General features: G+C 47.3%; 19 protein-coding genes. 6 read left to right on the top strand and 13 right to left on the bottom strand.

The genetic code is table 11. The features are described 5' to 3' along the window. Nucleotides 1–22: 22 nt before the first annotated feature. The 6 genes from nupQ to malK form a co-directional block, all read right to left on the bottom strand. Nucleotides 23–982: a guanosine ABC transporter permease NupQ gene (gene nupQ, locus GNE05_RS16095; RefSeq protein ID WP_003152071.1), complete on the bottom strand. Its 960-nt coding sequence runs from the start codon at nucleotides 980–982 to the stop codon at nucleotides 23–25. Further along, nucleotides 983–2,029, bottom strand: coding sequence for an ABC transporter permease (locus GNE05_RS16090; protein ID WP_012118308.1), 1,047 nt, complete (start codon nucleotides 2,027–2,029; stop codon nucleotides 983–985). Beyond that, nucleotides 2,022–3,554 carry an ABC transporter ATP-binding protein gene (locus tag GNE05_RS16085; RefSeq protein ID WP_032869810.1) on the bottom strand — a complete coding sequence of 511 codons (1,533 nt, stop codon included), beginning with the start codon at nucleotides 3,552–3,554 and terminating at the stop codon, nucleotides 2,022–2,024. Before GNE05_RS16085 ends, GNE05_RS16090 begins: the two co-directional genes overlap by 8 nt. A gap of 141 nt (nucleotides 3,555–3,695) precedes the next feature. Then, nucleotides 3,696–4,769: a BMP family lipoprotein gene (locus GNE05_RS16080; protein ID WP_007408665.1), complete on the bottom strand. Its 1,074-nt coding sequence runs from the start codon at nucleotides 4,767–4,769 to the stop codon at nucleotides 3,696–3,698. A gap of 401 nt (nucleotides 4,770–5,170) precedes the next feature. Next, complete coding sequence (locus GNE05_RS16075) at nucleotides 5,171–5,878, bottom strand: response regulator (RefSeq protein WP_003152077.1); 708 nt, start codon at nucleotides 5,876–5,878, stop codon at nucleotides 5,171–5,173. Then, on the bottom strand, nucleotides 5,871–7,472 hold the full coding sequence (gene malK / locus GNE05_RS16070) for a malate sensor histidine kinase MalK (protein WP_064107461.1): 1,602 nt from the start codon (nucleotides 7,470–7,472) through the stop codon (nucleotides 5,871–5,873). The genes GNE05_RS16075 and malK overlap by 8 nt, the downstream gene beginning before the upstream one ends. Nucleotides 7,473–7,646: 174 nt before the next feature. Here malK and GNE05_RS16065 point away from each other — a divergent pair, with 174 nt between their 5' ends. After that, nucleotides 7,647–8,204 (top strand): YufK family protein, encoded by a 558-nt coding sequence (locus GNE05_RS16065; RefSeq protein WP_007408662.1) that lies wholly within the window; start codon nucleotides 7,647–7,649, stop codon nucleotides 8,202–8,204. 14 nt (nucleotides 8,205–8,218) lie between these two features. Here GNE05_RS16065 and GNE05_RS16060 read toward each other — a convergent pair whose 3' ends face one another. The 3 genes from GNE05_RS16060 to GNE05_RS16050 form a co-directional block, all read right to left on the bottom strand. Next, entirely contained in the window at nucleotides 8,219–8,632 is a 414-nt protein-coding gene (locus GNE05_RS16060; RefSeq protein WP_007408661.1) for a thiol-disulfide oxidoreductase DCC family protein, read from the bottom strand. Between the two features lie 21 nt (nucleotides 8,633–8,653). Next, nucleotides 8,654–10,528 carry a transglycosylase domain-containing protein gene (locus GNE05_RS16055; RefSeq protein ID WP_160182978.1) on the bottom strand — a complete coding sequence of 625 codons (1,875 nt, stop codon included), beginning with the start codon at nucleotides 10,526–10,528 and terminating at the stop codon, nucleotides 8,654–8,656. An 89-nt stretch (nucleotides 10,529–10,617) separates the two neighbouring features. After that, on the bottom strand, nucleotides 10,618–11,862 hold the full coding sequence (locus tag GNE05_RS16050; protein ID WP_015418098.1) for a multidrug efflux MFS transporter: 1,245 nt from the start codon (nucleotides 11,860–11,862) through the stop codon (nucleotides 10,618–10,620). A gap of 151 nt (nucleotides 11,863–12,013) precedes the next feature. On the opposite strand from GNE05_RS16050, the gene kapD reads away from it, so the two are divergent. Next, nucleotides 12,014–12,631: a 3'-5' exonuclease KapD gene (gene kapD, locus GNE05_RS16045; protein WP_003152084.1), complete on the top strand. Its 618-nt coding sequence runs from the start codon at nucleotides 12,014–12,016 to the stop codon at nucleotides 12,629–12,631. 24 nt (nucleotides 12,632–12,655) lie between these two features. On the opposite strand, the gene GNE05_RS16040 is transcribed toward kapD, so the two are convergent. The 3 genes from GNE05_RS16040 to GNE05_RS16030 all read right to left on the bottom strand — a co-directional run bounded on the left by GNE05_RS16040 (nucleotide 12,656) and on the right by GNE05_RS16030 (nucleotide 15,659). Beyond that, on the bottom strand, nucleotides 12,656–13,042 hold the full coding sequence (locus GNE05_RS16040) for a kinase-associated lipoprotein KapB (protein ID WP_015418096.1): 387 nt from the start codon (nucleotides 13,040–13,042) through the stop codon (nucleotides 12,656–12,658). 47 nt (nucleotides 13,043–13,089) lie between these two features. After that, nucleotides 13,090–14,373, bottom strand: coding sequence for a sensor histidine kinase (locus GNE05_RS16035; protein ID WP_160182977.1), 1,284 nt, complete (start codon nucleotides 14,371–14,373; stop codon nucleotides 13,090–13,092). 122 nt (nucleotides 14,374–14,495) lie between these two features. Next, nucleotides 14,496–15,659 carry a MalY/PatB family protein gene (locus GNE05_RS16030; protein ID WP_121984665.1) on the bottom strand — a complete coding sequence of 388 codons (1,164 nt, stop codon included), beginning with the start codon at nucleotides 15,657–15,659 and terminating at the stop codon, nucleotides 14,496–14,498. An 86-nt stretch (nucleotides 15,660–15,745) separates the two neighbouring features. On the opposite strand from GNE05_RS16030, the gene GNE05_RS16025 reads away from it, so the two are divergent. Next, nucleotides 15,746–16,006 carry a DUF1871 family protein gene (locus GNE05_RS16025; protein WP_156240464.1) on the top strand — a complete coding sequence of 87 codons (261 nt, stop codon included), beginning with the start codon at nucleotides 15,746–15,748 and terminating at the stop codon, nucleotides 16,004–16,006. A gap of 24 nt (nucleotides 16,007–16,030) precedes the next feature. On the opposite strand, the gene GNE05_RS16020 is transcribed toward GNE05_RS16025, so the two are convergent. Next, the gene (locus GNE05_RS16020) at nucleotides 16,031–16,852 is read right to left on the bottom strand and encodes an alpha/beta fold hydrolase (RefSeq protein ID WP_007408654.1); all 822 of its coding nucleotides are present in this window, start codon (nucleotides 16,850–16,852) and stop codon (nucleotides 16,031–16,033) included. 152 nt (nucleotides 16,853–17,004) lie between these two features. Between GNE05_RS16020 and GNE05_RS16015 the strand changes: the two genes are divergently transcribed. The 3 genes from GNE05_RS16015 to yugI all read left to right on the top strand — a co-directional run bounded on the left by GNE05_RS16015 (nucleotide 17,005) and on the right by yugI (nucleotide 19,265). Further along, a complete protein-coding gene (locus GNE05_RS16015; protein WP_003152098.1) occupies nucleotides 17,005–17,505 on the top strand; it encodes an Lrp/AsnC family transcriptional regulator in 501 nt (166 codons plus the stop codon). Next, complete coding sequence (locus tag GNE05_RS16010; RefSeq protein WP_160182976.1) at nucleotides 17,506–18,675, top strand: aminotransferase; 1,170 nt, start codon at nucleotides 17,506–17,508, stop codon at nucleotides 18,673–18,675. A gap of 197 nt (nucleotides 18,676–18,872) precedes the next feature. Beyond that, complete coding sequence (gene yugI, locus GNE05_RS16005; RefSeq protein ID WP_007408653.1) at nucleotides 18,873–19,265, top strand: S1 domain-containing post-transcriptional regulator GSP13; 393 nt, start codon at nucleotides 18,873–18,875, stop codon at nucleotides 19,263–19,265. The last annotated feature ends 34 nt before the right edge of the window (nucleotides 19,266–19,299 follow it).

Raw genomic sequence — 19,299 nt, 5'->3', positions numbered from 1 at the left:
CGGAACTCTTTTTGTGTGGCAATCAGCGTTTTCCTTTAATGTAAGGGATGCCGTTGGCTTTAGGCGCATCCGCGCGGCCGATGAAGCCGGCAAGCGCGAGAATGGTCAGAATGTAAGGAGCCATCAGCATGTATACATTCGGAATGTCTTTGAACAGGGGCAAAAGCGAGCCGATAATGCTCAAACTCTGTGCAAACCCGAAGAACAGCGCCGCCCCGAGCGCGCCGATCGGATGCCATTTGCCGAAAACCAGCGCGGCGAGAGCGATAAAGCCTTGCCCGGAAATGGTGGAGTGCGTGAAATCAAGCGCGATCGTGGAAGCATATACACCGCCGCCGAGCCCGCCGAACAGCCCGCTGATCATGACGCCGATATAGCGCATGCCGAACACGTTGATTCCCATCGTATCGGCCGCCATCGGATGTTCCCCGACAGAACGGATGCGGAGGCCGAACGGCGTTTTGAATAAAATAAACCAGGAAACAAAGGCCAGTACGATGGCTAAAATCGACGTATAATATACGTCAGAAAAGAAAATCTTTCCTAAAACCGGAATATCGCTTAACCCGGGAATGTTCGTTTTGTAAAAGGGCTCCGGGATTTTATCAGTCTGCGCCTTTCCGTAGATCAGCTTGACGATAAACAGTGTCGCTCCTAACGCGAGCATATTGATCGCCACACCGGTTACCGTCTGATCGGCGCGGAAAGAAACCGCGGCGGCCGCGTGGATCAGTGAAAACAGTCCGCCGGCAATCATAGCCGCAGCCAAGGCGAGCCACGGAGCGGCGGCGCCAAGCTCGCGTCCGAAAAATAAGTTGAACATGACGCTTGTAAAGGCGCCGATAATCATCAGTCCTTCAAGACCGATGTTGACAACTCCCGATCTTTCAGAAAACACGCCGCCGAGAGCAGTTAAAATAAGCGGAGCCGCATATACGAGTGTTGCCGGGACAATAATGGATAAAATCTGCAGGAAGTCCACTTACTTCGCCCCCTTTTTCTTCAATTTATCAAGGATGAGACGGATGGCGTAGCTTGATGCCACAAACAAAATAATAATGGCGATGACGATGTCAACGACTTCAGAAGGCACCCCGGATTCAATCGGCATATTTAATGCCCCGACTTTAAGGCCGCCGAGAAGACATGCCGCCAGAACAACGCCGATTGCCGTGCTGCCGCCGAGAAGCGCAACCGCAATGCCGTCGAAGCCGACGCCGGTAAAGGCGCCCTTAACCGCCGCGTATTGAAAGGTTCCGAGTCCTTCCATCGCGCCGGCAAGCCCCGCGAAGGCGCCGGAAATCATCATGGCGTACATCATATTTTTTCTGACGCTCATTCCGGCGTATTGTGCGGCGTGCTGGTTAAAGCCGACAGCCCGGAATTCAAATCCGCTTTTTGTTTTATGAATGATAAACCACATGAGGACTGCCGCAAACAGAGCGATCAAAATGCCCCAGTGAAGGCGGGAGTAATCTGTCAGCTGCTCTAAAAACGGCGAGCGGAGCGACGCGCTTTCATGAATTTTGTCTGTTTTGTCCCGGTGGTCCGTCATGACATCGGAAATGAGATAATTGGTTAAATGAAGAGCGATATAATTCATCATGATCGTGACAATCACTTCGTGGACAAAAAAACGGGCTTTTAAAAATCCGGGAATCAGGCCCCAAATGCCGCCCGCAGCCGCAGCCGCCAATAACGAAAGCGGAAGGTGGATGTAAGCGGGGGCGTCAAAGGAAGCGCCGACCCACACCGCGGCGGTCCAGCCGACAAGGAGCTGTCCTTCAACCCCGATATTAAACAGGCCGGTCCGAAATGCGAATGCCACGGCCAATCCGGACAAAATATATGGCGTAATCTGCCGGATCGATTCCCCGATGTAATACACTTCACCGAAAATGCCGCTCCAAAGAGCCGAATACCCGCTTACGACATTGTAGCCGCTGGCGAGCATGATGACCGCACCCGCAGCTAATCCAAGGATGATCGCAATCAGCGGCACAGCCAGATGAGAAAGTCGATTAATCATGTGTTTTCCCCGCCTCCATTTGCTTACTTCCCGCCATTAAAAGTCCGAGCTCCTGCTCGTTTGTTTCAAGCGGATTGACGTTTGCGATGATGCTGCCTTCAAAGATGACGGCGATGCGATCGCTGAGATTCATTATTTCATCAAGTTCAAAAGATAACAGAAGCACCGCTTTACCGGCGTCACGCTGCTCAATGATCTTTTTATGGACGAATTCAATCGCGCCGACATCGAGTCCCCGCGTCGGCTGGGCCGCAATTAAAAGATCCGGATTTCTGTCCACTTCCCGGCCGATAATGGCCTTTTGCTGATTCCCCCCGGAGAGAGCGCGCGCAGGCGTATATTCATCAGGTGTTCTGACGTCGTATTCTTCAATCAGGCTTCGCGCTTTGTCATAAATCGTGTGTTTATTTAATATGCCGAAAGAAGAGTAGGGCTTTTGGTAATAACTTTGCAGCACGATATTTTCTCCGATCGGAAAATCAAGGACGAGCCCGTGTTTATGCCTGTCCTGCGGAATATGCCCGATGCCGGCTTCAGTGACTTTCCTGGGCGGCATGTTTTGCAGCTGTTTGCCGTTTAACGTGATCGTGCCGGCATTTGTTTTTCTGAGACCTGTAATGGCTTCAATTAATTCAGACTGGCCGTTTCCGTCAACGCCCGCAATGCCGACGATTTCACCGGCTCTGACTGAGAGGGAGAGCTGTTTGACCGCCTCAACGCCGCGCGCGTCCTTAACCGTTACATCAGAAAGTGAAAGCACTTCTTGTTTCGGATCGGCCGCTTGTTTATCCGTCTTGAATGACACTTCGCGTCCGACCATAAGGCTTGCCAGTTCATCTTGATCCGTATGTGCGACATCGAGTGTTGTAATGCCTTTTCCTTTCCGGATGATGGTGACACGATCGCAGACTTCCATAATCTCTTTTAATTTGTGGGTGATGAGGATGATTGATTTTCCTTCATTGACAAGATTTTTCATAATCTGAATCAGTTCTTGAATTTCGTGCGGAGTCAGCACCGCGGTCGGCTCGTCAAAAATGAGAATGTCGGCGCCCCGGTAGAGGGTCTTTAATATTTCCGCCCGCTGCTGCATACCGACGGAAATATCGGCAACTTTGGCTTCAGGATCAATGTGCAGGCCGTAACGGTCGGAAATATCGCGCACGTCCCGGGCGGCGCGCTGTCTGTCAATCCGGCCGAATGTTTTCGGCTCTTTTCCGAGAATGATATTTTCTGAGACGGTAAAGGTATCCACAAGCATAAAATGCTGGTGCACCATCCCGATGCCGAGATCGTTGGCTTTGTTCGGGCTGTTGATGTGAACGCGTTCGCCCCGCACCCGGATCTCGCCTTTTTCCGGCTGATACAGGCCGAATAAAACGTTCATGAGTGTCGATTTTCCGGCGCCGTTTTCACCGAGAAGGGCGTGTATTTCGCCTTTTTTCACTTGAAGCGTGACGTCATCATTGGCGACGATTCCGGGAAACTCCTTGCGTATATTAAGCATTTCAATGATATAATCCACCGATTTGACGCTCCTTTTCAGAGATACTTTGATGAGAAAGAGCTTGGCAAAAGAAAAGCTGCAAGAGATGCAGCTTTTCCTTCACCGCTCTTTTCATAAAAGAGAGGGGATAAGCACGGAAGTCTCCTTATCCCCTGGTTCTTACTCAGCCTTGAAGGATTTCAATTCTTTTTCAGTTGAAGGGATCTCGAGTCCGTCCGCGATTTTCTTCTTCCAATCGTCTGTTGCTTTAATGACATCGTCAGAAAGGTTCTCCTTGTGATCCGAGATGCCGACTGCATCTTGCGCCAAACCGTATGTTAATGTTTTGCCGCCCGGGAATTTGCCGTCACTCGCTTTTTTCGTTAAGTCCTCCACGGCCGTATCCACTTTTTTGACCATTGATGTGAGAGTGACATTGTCTTTTGTGCCTTTGACTTGACCTTCCGCGTACTGGTCTTTATCAACACCGATAACCCATACGTTCCGCTTCGGATCTTCTTTTTTCAGATTTTTCGCTTCTGTGAAGACGCCCGTTCCCGTTGCGCCGGCCGCGTGATAAATGACGTCAACGCCTGATTTGTACATGCTTTCAGCCGTCGCCTTACCGACATCGGCTTTGTCAAATCCGCCCGCATATTTCACTTCGACGGTCGCTTTCGGATTTGCGGCTTGTACACCCGCGCGGAAGCCGATTTCGAATTTTTTGATCAATTCAGACTCCATTCCGCCCACGAATCCGACTTTTCCCGTTTTGCTCGATAGCGCAGCGGCCGCTCCCACGAGGAATGAACCTTCCTGCTCTTTAAATGTAAGGCTCGCCACGTTGTCTTTTTTGACAACGGCGTCAATGATCGCAAAATTTGTGTCTTTGCGCTGATCGGCGATTTCGCTGATGGAATCCTGCATCAGATACCCGACGCCGTAAATCAGGTCAAAGTGTTCCCGCGCTAATTTATTTAAGTTCGTTGTATAATCTGCATCTGATTTTGATTGAAGATAGTCAAAACCGCTTTTGCCTTTTGTAAGCCCGTTGTCTTTTCCGAATGCCTGAATACCTTCCCAGGCGGACTGGTTAAATGATTTGTCATCGACACCGCCGATGTCCGTTACCATGCCGACGGTAAAGTTTTTACTGCCGGAGCCGTTTGCTTTGTCACTTGAACCGCATGCGCTTAATATGGTTCCGGCCGCCGCGATGAGCGCCATCGCCATTCCGATTTTGCGTTTTTTCAAAGATATAACCCCCCTGTAAAATATGGCTGTGCCGTTCAATTCAGACTTGAGTCCCCGTACCGGATGCAGAATCGAAAAAACTTTCTGATAATAATGATGAGACGTCTCTCTTTTTCCCGCCTTGAGCGGCTGTCTCTTCCGTGTTCGGGACTTATGACTTATCTGAAAAGAGCTGCTAACCAATCATAATTTATCATTTTACCCGCCATAAATAAATAGAAATTTGCTTATTTTTTAAAAAATATCAATTTTAAGAATCGGCTTCCTCATCTGGATAAAACAGAGGAGGATCATCCGGGTCATTATCCTTATATAGCATACAAAAAAAGAATCTCAAGCCTTTTGTCACGGGATATGACAGTAAAAAAGCACCGTTCACAGCGGAACGGCGCTTTTTGACATTATAAATATTGTTTGATGCTGCTGACATTACCGGTGTTGATATGATATTGGAAGACGGGTCTGCCGATCGTGCCGTACGCCATCTCTACATTCAGCACTTGTATGTCTTCCAGAAATTTAAGGTATTTCCGGATGGAGACTTGCGAGATTTCAGTATGCTTGGCGAGATCTTCCGTGGTAAAAGAGCCGTCACCGAAAGACTCAATGCTCGCCCAGATGAGTTTAAGCGTGCTTTTTGTCAATCCCTTCGGAAGGTGAACCTTTTCCGCCGCTTCTTTCTTTTGAAAAAGCTCGGCATCCAATTCTTTCTGTGTCATGCTTCTGTGTGATTGATAAACTTTCTGCTTGCGTCTGTAGTCGGAAAGAGCGGTTTGAAAGCGGTCAAATTCAAATGGTTTGATTAAATAATCGACGGCGCCGTACCGAAGCGTTTTTTTGATGACGTCCAGCTCGCTTGCGGCCGAAATGACGATGACATCAACCGATTCATTTTGTTTGCGGATTTCCGTTAATAGCTCAAGCCCGTTTTTTCCCGGCATGTAAATGTCAAGAAGGATGAGATCGATATGATGCTCGCTCAGCACGTGCAGCGCGCTTTGAAAGGATGATGCGATCCCTTTCAGCTGAAATCCTTCAATCTGGCTGAGATAGCGTTTATTTAATTCACCCACCATGGGGTCGTCTTCAACTATGAGTACATTAATCATCATTTTCCTCCTTCGGTTCATACGGAATGCGAAGACTGAAAGTCGTTCCTTCATTCTTTTCACTTGTCACAATCATATGGCCTTTTAAATTTTCTGTTGCCTGCTGGGTGAAATAGAGGCCGAACCCCCGGTTTGTCCCTTTCGTGGAATAACCTTGTTCAAAAATACGGGCTTGGTCTGCCGCAGACATTCCGGCTCCTGTGTCCGTAATCTCTATATCAAGCTGGCGATCCTGAAACCGCATTGAGCACGTAATGTTTTTTTTCGGCATCTGCGCCACCGCGTCGAGCGCGTTGTTTAACAGGTTTCCGATAATCGTAATGAGCTCATGGATGACGGCCGGATCTGCCGCATTCGGGATCAGGCTGCCGAGCTGAATGTCCAGATCAGCGCCCTGTTCGCGTATGTAGCTTTGTTTTCCTAGAAGAAACCCTGCGAGAACCGGACTTTTGACATCACTTATAATCTCGCTTGTTTCCGTCTTCTGCTGAATGGCAATGTCTTTAATGTAAGTGCCGAGATCATCGTATTCTTTTAACTGGACAAGCCCTAAAATGACATGAAGCTTATTCATGAATTCATGAGACTGGGCTCTTAATGCGTTTGCATACATTTTAACACCGGACAGCTGTTCTGCTAAATGTTTGACCTCCGTTTTGTCCCTGAATGTGGCGATCGCTCCGACGGTTTGTCCTTTCAGATGAATCGGAACCTCATTAAAGACCAGCTCAAGCCCGTTAATGCGGATATCCCTGTCCTGAAGCGGTTTTTTCGTTTCAATCACTTGTTTCAGCCGGCTTTTCGGGAGAATATCGTTCACATCTTGATCGACCGGATTAGTCGGAATACCCATTTTAATAAAAAGCCGTTTCGCTTCCGCATTGGCGAGCTTGATTTTTCCCCGCGCGTCAACCGCCAGGATGCCTTCCTTCGTTGATTCGAGCATGGCGCTCCGCTCTTCCAGGAGGGTGGCGATTTCATAAGGCTCAAGACCGTACATAATGTTTTTGACGGTGCGGGCGACAATGACGGCTCCGATGACGCCGACAAAAATACTTACGCAGATGATGAAATAAAGCGGTCTCAAACTGTGGCTGACGACATCCTGTATTTTGTTAAGCGAAATTCCGACCGAAACGACGCCCACTTGTTTTTTATCTTTTCCATAGATCGGTACGAAGGCTCTCATGGATTTTCCGAGAGTTCCCGCTGATGTGCTCGTTTTGATATGCCCGTGCATCGCCGGCTGTTCATCTCCGCCGGTGAATTTCTTCCCGATTTTATTTGCGTCGGGGTGGGTGAGGCGGATGCTGTTCATATCCATCACCACGACAAATTCGGTTCCTGTCGTATGCTGGACGTCTAATGTATAATCCCGGAGCTCTTTCAGCCCTTTTTTTGTTTGCAATGCCCGCGCGACACTCGGTGTTTCCGCGACCAGCTTTGCGGTGCGCAGCGCGGTCGTCCGTTCTTCTTCTTTCACGCGGTCTGCTGTTTGGACGCTGATCGTGAAAAAGGTGATACAAAGTGCGATAAGGACGACAATACAGACGAATATCGTTAATCGGGTTTGCAATTTTAATGTTTTTTTCATAACAGCCTTCCTTACGTTTATCATTCCCGCGTTCTACTTTACTCCGAAAAAGCCGGTTTGTGAAGATCAGGCCCTTATTTCGTAAAAGTGAGGAAAAATGGTATTTTTTATCTTGTCAATGTGTTTTAAGTCCTCCATAATAAGTGAGGTAGATTACAGAAAGGGACTTTTTATATGAAAAATACTTATTGGACGGGTTATTTTCCGCTCGTTGCGATTCTGCTTTTTAGTTCGTCATTATCCATTTCTACCTCGCTTTATGTCATGAAGATACTTCAGACGCTCGGCATGTATCAGGGGATGCTGGATTATTTCTCTGAGAAAGGGATCAGACTGGCGCTTTTTGCAGCGTTCGCCCTTGTGTATTTTATGCTATTTTCGGCTTTGAAGCTGATTGCAAACACAGTGACAGAGCTGTCTCTTTTGTTTTTCACAAATGACCCTGAAGGGGACAATCTGAAAAAAATCAGATTAGGCTCTTTAATTTATGTAGGCGGAGGAATTCTTTCCTTTGCGCTCGTGCAGAATGGTTTTTGGATTGCGGCGTTATTTGCCGTTGTTACGCTCGTTTATTTGATTTTCATGGTGTACAGAATCTATTCGACACTCTCGATCGTTTCGCTGATCGGTTTTATATTGCTTGAGATTCTGTTTTGGTTTACTTTTGTTATCGGTATTTTGTACATCTTTATCAAGCTTTATAATAGCATAATGGCTAGCTTACCTGTGTAAGCTAGCCATTTTTGTTAAGACAGAAATCTGTTTTTAATCTCAGGGGAGGGGAGCATGCATGCTTCCCTTTTTCCGAACCATTTGTAACGGCGCCGGGCGATGAAAGAGTAGGCTCTGTCCCTGAGGGGGCGGGGCACTGCGAAAAAAACCGCTGACAGCCGCCAGGCTCCGCGGAGATGACGGGAAACCTTTAACACGGCTGCGGATTTTTTGTATATCCGCCCGTTTTCGATAAAAATCATGCTGTCAAATTGTTCTGTCGGAAGTCCTTCTGATGCCAAAAGCTCCCGGGCGGTATCTGATTGCAATGAAGCAAATGAGATTTTGCCGGCCGGATCGCGTTTAATGATGAATTGAACGGCGCCGTTGCATAAGTTGCAGACGCCGTCAAACAAAAGTACGCGGTCCGGAAGCTGAGCTGGTTTCAAAGCGGATCCCCTCCGTTATCTTTAATAAGCTGCCTGCAGCGTGTTTTTCCAGATCGAAAGCTGAGGGCTTGCGTCATGAAGGTATTCGACGCTTGACGGTGTATCCTTGCCGACCCATACCCCCATCGTATAAGCGTCCGTCAGGCCGACAAACCACATATCGTGATAGTCATTTGACGTTCCTGATTTTCCGCCGACGTACGGAGCTTTAAAGTTCGCTTTTTTTCCTGTTCCGCTTTTGACGACGGCTTTCATCATTTCTTTGATCTGCATGTTGGTCCGCACGCTGAATACCTGCGTCGGCTCATCTTTCCATTTTAATATCGTTTTTCCTTTTAAATCAGTCACTTTTGTAATCGCGTGACTCGGCGTATAAACGCCGTTGTTGCCGAACGTGGTGTACGCATTGGTCATTTCAAGCGGAGTCATGCCGTTTGTAAAACCGCCAAGCGCCGCAGGCAGACGGTAATCCGCGCTGACCAGCTTCGCGAAATGAAACGGTTCAAGGTAGCTGAATGCCTTATTGACGCCGACGCGGTCCATGATTCTGATGGCCGGTGTGTTGTACGAGTATTTAAACGCCGTTTCCAGCGTGACCGTACCGTACGTGCGGTTATTGTAGTTTTGCGGGCAGTAATCCGCACTGCAGAATTTGCTTGCGTCAATCTTGCTGTGTGGCGTTGCGCCGGTCTTTTCAATGTAAGGTCCGTAATCAAGCAGCGGCTTAATGGATGAACCGGGCTGTCTGTATGCCTGATAGGCACGGTTGAAATCATATTTATGATAATCTTTCCCGCCTGAAAGCGCGATAATCTGATGTGTCTGATGATTAATCACGGCCGCTCCGCCTTGGACGCCTGCATACGGCAGATTTTGATTCACTTGGGCGACGACCTGGTTTTGCATATACGGATTCAGCGCCGTATAAATTTTCACGCCGTCTTTTAACAATGTGCTGACTCTGTCTGAAAGCTCACTCTGTATTTTTTGTTTCGCCTTTCCGGAAGCTTTTTCAAGACGTTTGTCATAGCCTTCGGATGATGAAACAAGCTGTGTGAATTCATCATTTACATAGGAAACATAGTCAGGATATTTATTTGTTTTTTCGTTTATATCAAGCTTGATCTTTTCCTTTTCGGCTTTTTTCAGCTGTTTCCCGGTTATAACGCCTGCTTTTTTTAATCCGTTAAGCAATCTGACTTGTCGCTTTTTCGTATAATCAAAATGCTTGAGAGGATCATATAATGTAGGGTTATTAGGGATGGCGCAGATAAAGGCCATTTCTCCCAAAGTGAGAGATTTCAGCGGCTTGCTGAAATAAAATTGTGCCGCCGAACCGACACCGTATACGCCGTTATTAAAATAAATCGTATTTAAGTAGCCTTCTAAAATCTCATCTTTGCTGTATTTTTTCTCAAGCTGATAGGAATAGGCCAGCTCCGTCAGTTTTCGGCTGAAGGTGCGTTCATGGCTTAAATACACATTCCTTGCCAGCTGCTGGGTGATGGTGCTGGCGCCCTGATCAATTTTATGATCTTTGAAATTGGAGGCGGCCGCCCTGACCATCCCCATAAAGTCAAACCCTTTATGCTCATAAAAATGACGGTCTTCAGAGGTTAAAAACAGTTGTTTTACCTCATTCGGTATTTTATTAAAGGGCACGATCACGCGGTTCTCATGATCGCTGACAATCTCAGAAACAAGGCTTCCGTCCCTGTCATACATGTAACTGTTTTGAACCAGGTTGATCGCTTTTAAATCAATATGTTTATCGAGCACCTGATCAAAAGGCTTGATTTGTTTTACCTCTTTGCCGGAAGCAATAACTGTAAATGCACACAACGGGATAATGCCGAGCAGCAAAATCCATCCGATTATTTTACGTACCATGGTCACTCTCTTTTCTCCTGATTTCTAGCCATATCGTATCATTCTTTTAAGAATACGAGAAGGTTAAATTTAGAAGAAATCGTGATCGCTGCCGGTCAGCCCGCATTTGACGCTGTATCCTTTTGCAGATGTCCCGCCATCCATAAGAGCCCCGCGCCTATTAAAAAGAGAAAGGCGGTGACGTAGAAAGCAGCCGAAATGGAAAAACCGCTTGAGACCGCACCTCCGAGCAGAGGGCCGAGCACATTTCCGAGAAAACGAAAGCTGACGTTATAGCCGAGCACCTCTCCCTGGATGCTGCCCGGCGCCCTGACGCGGATTGCGGCCGTAATGCAGGGGAGCGTGCCGCCCATGACCATGCCGAACAGAAATCTGAAGACTAACAGAATGGAGAGGGAGGAGGCGAGCGCCTGCGGAATGAAAAACACCGCTGAGGCAATCAAAAGCACGATTAAGATCCGGCTGTGGCCGAAGCGGTCGCCGAAGTCCCCCCATTTCCGGGCAAGCAGTAAGCTTCCGAGTCCGGTCGCTGAAAACGCCATTCCGGAGAAAAAGGCTAAATTAACAGGTCCGTGCAGCTCATTGACATATAAAGCGAGCAGCGGCTGGATGCTGAAATTGCCGGTCTGCACGATCATAGTAAGCACCATCATCGCCCAAAGCGCGGGCTGGTGAAAAATATAAGAGAGCACCTGTTTTCTGGAATAGGTTTTCCGCTTGTTTTGTTTCTCGCCGAGCGGCTGCTCATTGACCTGAAATAAAACGAGAAGCACGGATGCGAAAATAACAAAAGACGTAATAAAAAACGTGTACGTAAACCCGAAGCTGTCAGCGAGCATCCCGCCCAGCATCGGTCCGAATAAAGTGCCTGACACCTGACCCATCTGCAGCGTGCCGAGCGTCTTCCCGGCAGTCTCTTTCGGCGTCTGCGCCGAAATCATGGCAAGCGACGTCGGAACAAAGCCTGTTACTAGACCCATAAGCAGCCGCAGGACAAACAGCTGATAAACGGATGTCACAAACCCCATCAATAAAATGCTGACGGCAATGCCGGTTCCTGTAATCAAGAGAATATTTTTGTAGCCGCGCTTATCGCCGAATCTGCCCCAAAACGGGGAAATCACAAACGCCATTAAAAACGTGACGCCGAACACATACCCGCTCCATCTCTGCACATACCCGCCCGAATGGGGGCTGATCGTTTCGATATATAACGAAAGAAACGGAACAATCATGGTCATGCTGGCGGAAATAAAGAAATTTGTAATCCAAATGACGACGAAGTTCTTCTTACGGACAGAAATAACATCACCTTCTTTACTTTTCGTGTATCTAATCATTAGTATATAGGAATGAATCCGGTATTTGTATTTTCGATGCGGATATAGGAAAATTCATTATTTTTAGAAAATGAAGAAAGTTTCAGAGGGGAAACTGATATACTATCATAAAATATCATTTTTGAACGGAGGAAAGGCAGGTGTAAAAAAAGTGGATCAGCGCAGTCTGCTCATTATTGATTTTGAATTTACAATGCCTGACGGAAAATACAGCCCGCAAAATTTCTTTCCCGAGATTATTGAAGCGGGGATTGTCAAGACAGTGAATGATGAAGTGACTGAAACGTTTTCGAGTTATATCAAACCGAAAAAATTTCCGAAGCTGACGAAACGATGCAAAACCTTTCTGAACATAACCCAAAAAGACGTGGACGGCGGAATCACGTTTAATGAATTCATCCGCAAATTAAATGAGCTTGATCCTGATAAAAACTGCACGATCGTCACCTGGGGCAATATGGATATGAAAGTGTTAAAGCAAAATTGCATGTTTAACCACATCCCTTTTCCGTTCAAAGGAGAACTTCGGGATCTGTCCCTTGAATACAAAAACTTCTTCGGCGACAGAACATTGACCGGCCTTTGGAAAGCGGCAGAAGAGTATGGCGATAAAGGGACGGGCACGCATCATAAAGCGCTGGATGATGCGCGGACGACATACAAATTATTCAAGCTTGTCGAGCGGGATAAACAATATCTTGAAAAACCGAAACCTCCGACGATCGGTGATCGCGTCGATCTGACTGAACTGTTTCGCCGGGCCACATAAAAAAACCCAATCATGCCGACTGGGTCAAGTTCTTTTAAAATAGTCACGCTCTAACGCGGCCAAGTTGGCAAGCGAACGTTCCGCCCATTCTGAGCCGTCCGCTGTAAGCTGATCTTTCAGCCGGGCAGACGCCGCTTGTAAGGAAGCCGTATAATCAGGCACCTCGCCATCAAACGGTTTGACCATCTGATGCGGTATGTTTGTCTGTTCCCCGAATGCAAGCGCTCTTCTTTCATGAAAAAACGGAACATCCGCCTGCTTCGGATGATGAAGATCTCCTTGAGCGGGATGCGTCAGAACGGCTTTAATTTTCACTAAATAGTGATTGGGCCTGACGTCTGTCACTTCCCCTATGTATGCTCCTGTTTTATAAAACCCTTTTACGATTGTGCCGATGTCAAACGTATTCATAGCGTTCACCTCTCTCTAGTTATTCTATAAGAGATCAACGCGGTTGGCTAGTGAACAGCTGCCGGAAGCCTGACTGAGGCCGTTGTGCCCGAGTGCTCGCCGCTGGTGAAACAGACGGAGCCTTCATGATGCTGAATAATCGAGAATGTCACGGTAAGCCCGAGCCCGGTGCCGTTCGTTTTCAGCGTATAATACGGCTTGCCGAGTTTCTGCAGTTCTTCATCGGACATGCCGATTCCGTTATCCGTAATCTGAATGAGAATCATCTCTTCCTGTTTTTGGACAGAGACCTCGATTCGGCCGTTTTCAGAGGGCACGGCTTCAATACTGTTTTTAATCAGATTAATGAAGGCCTGTTTCAGTTTTTTTACATCGCCGAACACATATAAATCAGGCTCGCTTTGAACAGTCACGGTCACCGATTTAAAATTGGCATAAGACTCCATTAAGGAACCTGTTTCCTTTACGAGCAGAGAAATATCAAACTTTTCTTTTTCATAGTCATCCTGCTTCGCCATATCGAGATAATTCGTAATGATCGTCTGAGCCCGGTCGAGTTCGGACAGCACAAGTTTCTGATATCCGGAGTGGGATTTGTCCTGGAGCTGCTCGCCGCTGAACAGCAGTTGCACAAAACCTCTGACGACCGTAAGCGGATTGCGGACTTCATGGGCAACGCTTGCCGCAAGCTCGCTGACGACGGCCATTTTTTCTGAGTGAATCAGCCTTGCCCGCATGGACGCATTCTCATCAATGATCTCAATCAAATAAATGCACAGCAAAAGGGCGCTGACTTGAAAAAAAACAGATACTGCCGCCTCATAATAAACGGAAGGTAGATTTTGAAAATTGAAAATATTGGTCGCGGAATAGATGAAGACAGATGCGGTTAATAAGGCGGTTTCAGTGCAGCCGATGAGAAGAGCGAAAAGCAGTTTCTTCCGCTTTGAAAAAAAAGGCCATTTCGTTTGGAGCTGGATAGGGATGATGATTAAAAAAGGAATTAAGGATAAGAAAAAAAGAGCGGAAGGTTCAAACCATATGAGCTGAAAAAAAACGGATGCCGCCCCTGCGGCAAGTCCTGCACCGGTACCGGAATAAAGCAGGCAGACGATAATGGGAATCAGCTGCAAACCGTAACGGACGGAATGAAGCTCCTGGATGGGAAAAGCCGTACATAATAAGGAAGATGACGCTGCAAATACGGCGACCAGCAGGCGGTTCGCTCTCGGCACAAGCAAATCGGGCTTACTGAGCCAGAAGACTTGATAAAGAAAAATAGGGAATAAAATAAAAGAGAAGTGAAGCAGGTAATCCTTTACAATCTCCATTTATGCGAAATCCTTTCCTATGTAAATATGAATCTATTATAACATCTTTACCGGAAAAAAAAGTATATATTTCTCTAAAGCGAACGCCCTTATCTCATCTGATAAAGGCGTTCTTTCCGCTGCTAAGCGAGCGCTGCTTTCATTCTCTCAAGCCCTTCTTTTACGGCAGCGGCTGAACAGCCGACATTAAGTCTCATAAATCCTTCGCCGCCCGGTCCGTATTTTGTTCCCGGCTCTAATATGATTTTCCCTTTTTTGAGCATTCTTTCTTTGAGCTCGGCATCCGAAAATCCGTACTCGCTGAAATCCATCCAGATCAAATAGGAAGCGTCAGGCTTCATCATGCGGACTTTCGGCAATTCTTGTCTTAAAAAGTCCTCAGCCAATTTCATATTCCCTTCAATGTAAGGAATCAGCGCGTCAAGCCAAGGGCCTCCCTTTGTATAAGCCGCTTCAATTGCTGCAACCGCAAATGTGTTGAGGCTGGAAATCCCGTTCTGATGCAATGCGGCGGAGAATTTCGCCCGCTTATAACGATCGGGAATGATAATGGCGGATGCCTGAATGCCGGCAATATTAAACGTCTTGCTCGGCGCGACACAAGTAACGGAAATCCGCGCAAACTCCTCAGACAGAGAAGCGAAAGGCGTATGCGGCTTTCCGTACAGCATCAAGTCGGAATGTATCTCGTCAGAAACGACGGTGACGTTATGGGCGGCGCACAGCGATCCGAGCTTCATAAGCTCATCCCGGCTCCACGCTCTGCCGGACGGATTGTGGGGGTTACAAAGAATCATCAGCTTGACCTCAGAATCGTTCAGCTTTTTCTCAAGATCCTCAAAATCCATACAGTAGACGCCGTTTTCTTCCCGTAATGGGTTATGTAAAACCTGCCGTTTGTTTTCCTTGATCATCTGATAAAAAGGCGTATACACCGGTGATTGAATCAACACCGGATCGCCCGGTTCGGTAAAGGCTTGTACGGCCATGCTGATTGCCGTGACAACACCGGGACTGAACGCGATGCTTGCGGGATCGGGCCGGTAGCCGTGCCGCGTCTCAAGCCATGAAGCGACGGCTTCTCTTGTGTTTTCGTCAGGAGACGTATAACCGAATATGCCGTGGTCAAGGCGGGCTTTTAAGGCGTCAGTGACCGCTTCGGGAGCGCGGAAATCCATATCGGCAACCCACATCGGAAGCGCATTCGATACGCCGAATAACGCTTCCGCCTTGTCCCATTTCACCGATTGTGTGCCAAGACGGTTTTCTCGAAGATCAAAGTTCATGTATGTCACTCCTGTAGTATCATTATTTTGCACAGCGTATCTATGATAAAATAGAATTGCAAACTTTATTATAAGCGGTGATGAAAATGGAAGAAAGCCAAGCGGTCATGGAAATGATGAAAATCATTGCCAAGTGGGACCCGTTTAAATATGGAGAAGATTTTTATGAGACAGAAGCCGTCGATATCGTTCAGGCCGTCTACAGTGAAGACCGTGCCGACAAGCTGGCAGTAGCCATTCAGGATATCTTTGAAGCTTCATTTGAGCGAAAGCTTCCGATCGAAGGCTGCCAAAAGGCCGCCGAGCAGCTTCTGTTCATAAAAGAAAGCAGCTCCTGCACCCCTTAAAAACCGGCGGTTCCGCCGGTTTTTTTATTGAATAAATTCAAAAATCCGCTCCGAAACAAACTCCGGGCGCTCTTCGGGTACGAGGTGCCCCGTATCCTTGAGTGAATACAGAATGGAATCCGGCAGGTCGTCATGAAGCCGTTTTCCGACTGAGACCGGAACGACACGGTCTTCTTCTCCCCAGATTAAAAGAGCGGGGTTTTGCACTTTCTTCAAATCCTCGGGCTCTAAATCACCCTCCCTGTGTCTGATAAACCTTGTCATCGCTTTGAAAATCTGGCGGTCTGTAAATGGTTTTTCGTAACCGTCAATCATTTCCTGATCGATAAGCGTCCGGTCGTGAACGACATTTAACAGGTTGTTCAGCACGCCGTCTTTTGAAAGCCAATACTTAAGATACAGGTCAAAACAAGGGAGATGCGTCCCGAATATAATCGACGGGTGCGAGCGCTTTAAATACCCCGAGCTGCACAGCAGGACGATTTTAGAAAAAAGCTCGGGTCTGAGAAGAGACGCGGATAAGGAAATCTGGCCGCCCATTGAATGGCCGATGAGTGCGGCCCGGCTGATACCGAGCTTTTCCAGAAGTCCGATCAGAAGCTTGGCGAGGTTTGCGTAAGTATATACGAAAGTCCGTGACTTTTCCGATTGCCCGAAAGGAGGCAGGTCAACGGCGATAATATCATAATGGTTTCTGAGCAGCGGGATCAGTTTTCTGAAGCTGAATGCCGAAGATAAAAAACCGTGTACGCAGACGAGTGTCTGTCTGCCGGGATTTTCATAATGCTCGTAATACAGCTCAACTCCGTCTATCGCGGCCCGTTTAATCGGTGAAACAGCTTCCATGAGAGCCTTCGCCGTCCTTTCTTTGTTGTAATGTAAAGGCTTTTTTGATTGTCAGATTTTAGCTCTGGTTTCTTTCGGGTTTTTCTTAGCATTTGTCGAAAATCGTGATATAATGTCATGAAGATTTTTGATAATGCAAAGGTGTGAAACGTATGAAGCTGACCGAAAAAGAAACAGAAATATTAGAAATTTTAGACGAAAACAGCCGCGTTGATGCGGAAACGATTGCGAAAATGGCAAACATTCCCGCCGAAGAAGTCAAAAGCATCATTGAAAAGCTTGAAAAAGAAAAAGTCATCATTGATTATGCGGCGATGATCGACTGGCGCAAAGTCGACGGTTTGGAAGGCGTCACGGCGATGATTGACGTAAAAGTCACTCCGAAACGAAATGTCGGCTTTGATGAAGTCGCTGAGCGGATATACAGATTCCAGGAAGTTGAATCAGTGTACCTGATGTCAGGGGTGTATGACTTATCTGTCGTTATTCGCGGCAACACGATGTCAGACGTGGCAAGCTTCGTGTCTGAAAAATTGTCCACCCTTGAGTCTGTCGTTTCCACGACAACGCACTTCATCCTGAAAAAATATAAGCATGACGGCAAAGTCTTTGAAAGCGGAGACGATGACAAAAGAATCGTGGTGTCTCCGTAAATGCAAACGAAGACTTCTTATTTATCTGACTACGTGCAGCAGATTAAACCGTCAGGCATCCGCAAGTTCTTTGATCTGGCCGCCACGATGGAAGGCGTCATTTCACTGGGAGTGGGAGAGCCTGACTTTGTGACGGCCTGGAACGTGAGGGAAGCGAGTATTCTTTCTTTAGAACAGGGGTATACGGCTTATACGGCAAATGCGGGTCTTTATGAACTGAGAGAAGAAATCAGCCGCTATTTAGATCAGCGGTTCGGCCTGAGTTATTCGCCTGACAGTGAACTGATCGTTACGGTAGGGGCAAGCCAGGCGCTTGATCTCGCTGTCCGCGCCATTATGAATCCCGGGGAGGAAATGTTAATTCCCGAACCGTGTTTTGTCGCATATGAATCACTCGTGACCCTGACGGGGGCGAAGCCGGTGCCGATTCAGACTGTCGCTGCAAAAGGTTTTAAAGCATCAGCAGCCGATTTTGAAGCAGCCCTGACGGACAAAACAAAAGCGCTGCTTCTATGTTCGCCGTCAAATCCGACAGGTTCTGTCTATTCGAAAGAAGAGCTTGAATCCATCGCTGCTTTCGCTGAAAAACACGACTTGATCGTGCTTGCCGATGAAATTTATGCCGAGCTGACGTATGATGAGCCATTTACGAGCATGGGGGCCATCCGCGGCATGAAGGAACGCACGGTTCTCATTTCCGGCTTCTCCAAAGCATTTGCCATGACGGGGTGGAGACTCGGATTTACGGCGGCGCCTCCCGTGATCAGGGATGCCATGCTCAAAATTCATCAGCACGCGATGATGTGCGCGCCTTCCATGGCTCAGTACGCGGCGCTTGAAGGGCTGAAAAACGGCCAGGAAGACGTCGAAAGAATGAAGAAAAGCTATCGGAGACGCCGAAACCTGATTGTGGAGACATTGAACGAAATCGGACTCGGCTGCCACCACCCCGGCGGAGCATTTTACGCCTTTCCTTCCATTCAGTCGACCGGCATGAGTTCAGAAGAATTCGCGGAACAGCTGCTCATTGAGGAAAAAGTAGCCGTCGTTCCGGGGAATGTATTCGGCCCGAGCGGCGAAGGCTACATCAGATGTTCCTATGCGACATCCATTGAGCAGATTCAGGAAGCGCTCGTCAGAATCAAACGGTTTGTTGAAAAAAGGGCATAAAAAAAGATACGAACCCGGTTCGCATCCAAATAAAAGGGGGGGAATACTAGAAAGCCTTCGTAATCATAGTATACCCCCATTTTTCTGTCCTTAAACATGATCATGTAAAAAAGTTCTCTTTGCGAAAAACAAACTTGTATGATATAATTTTAAATTGCGTATAATCTGTATTTAATTTAACTTAGGAGTTGTTATGAATGGCAGCAAAATTTGAAGTGGGCAGTGTTTACACTGGTAAAGTAACAGGATTACAAGCGTATGGTGCGTTTGTTGCATTAGATGAAGAAACTCAAGGACTTGTTCACATTTCTGAAGTCACTCACGGTTTCGTAAAAGACATTAACGAACACCTTTCTATCGGTGACGAAGTACAAGTAAAAGTACTTGCGGTTGACGAAGAAAAAGGCAAAATCAGCCTTTCTATCCGTGCGACTCAAGCGGCGCCTGAAAGAAAAGAAAGCAAACCAAGAAAACCGAAAGCGGCTCAAGCTTCTGAAGAAACATCTGCTCCGCAAGGTTTCAACACATTGAAAGATAAGCTTGAAGAGTGGATTGAACAGTCCAACCGCAAAGACCTTATCAAAAAATAATCATCAAAAAAAGCACCGGATATGTATGTTCGGT

Origin of the sequence: Bacillus sp. AM1(2019), assembly GCF_009906915.1 — a bacterium.
Taxonomy (GTDB): domain Bacteria; phylum Bacillota; class Bacilli; order Bacillales; family Bacillaceae; genus Bacillus; species Bacillus velezensis.
Note: the sequence above shows the minus strand (reverse complement) of the source record. Positions and strands in the feature narration are given on the sequence as shown.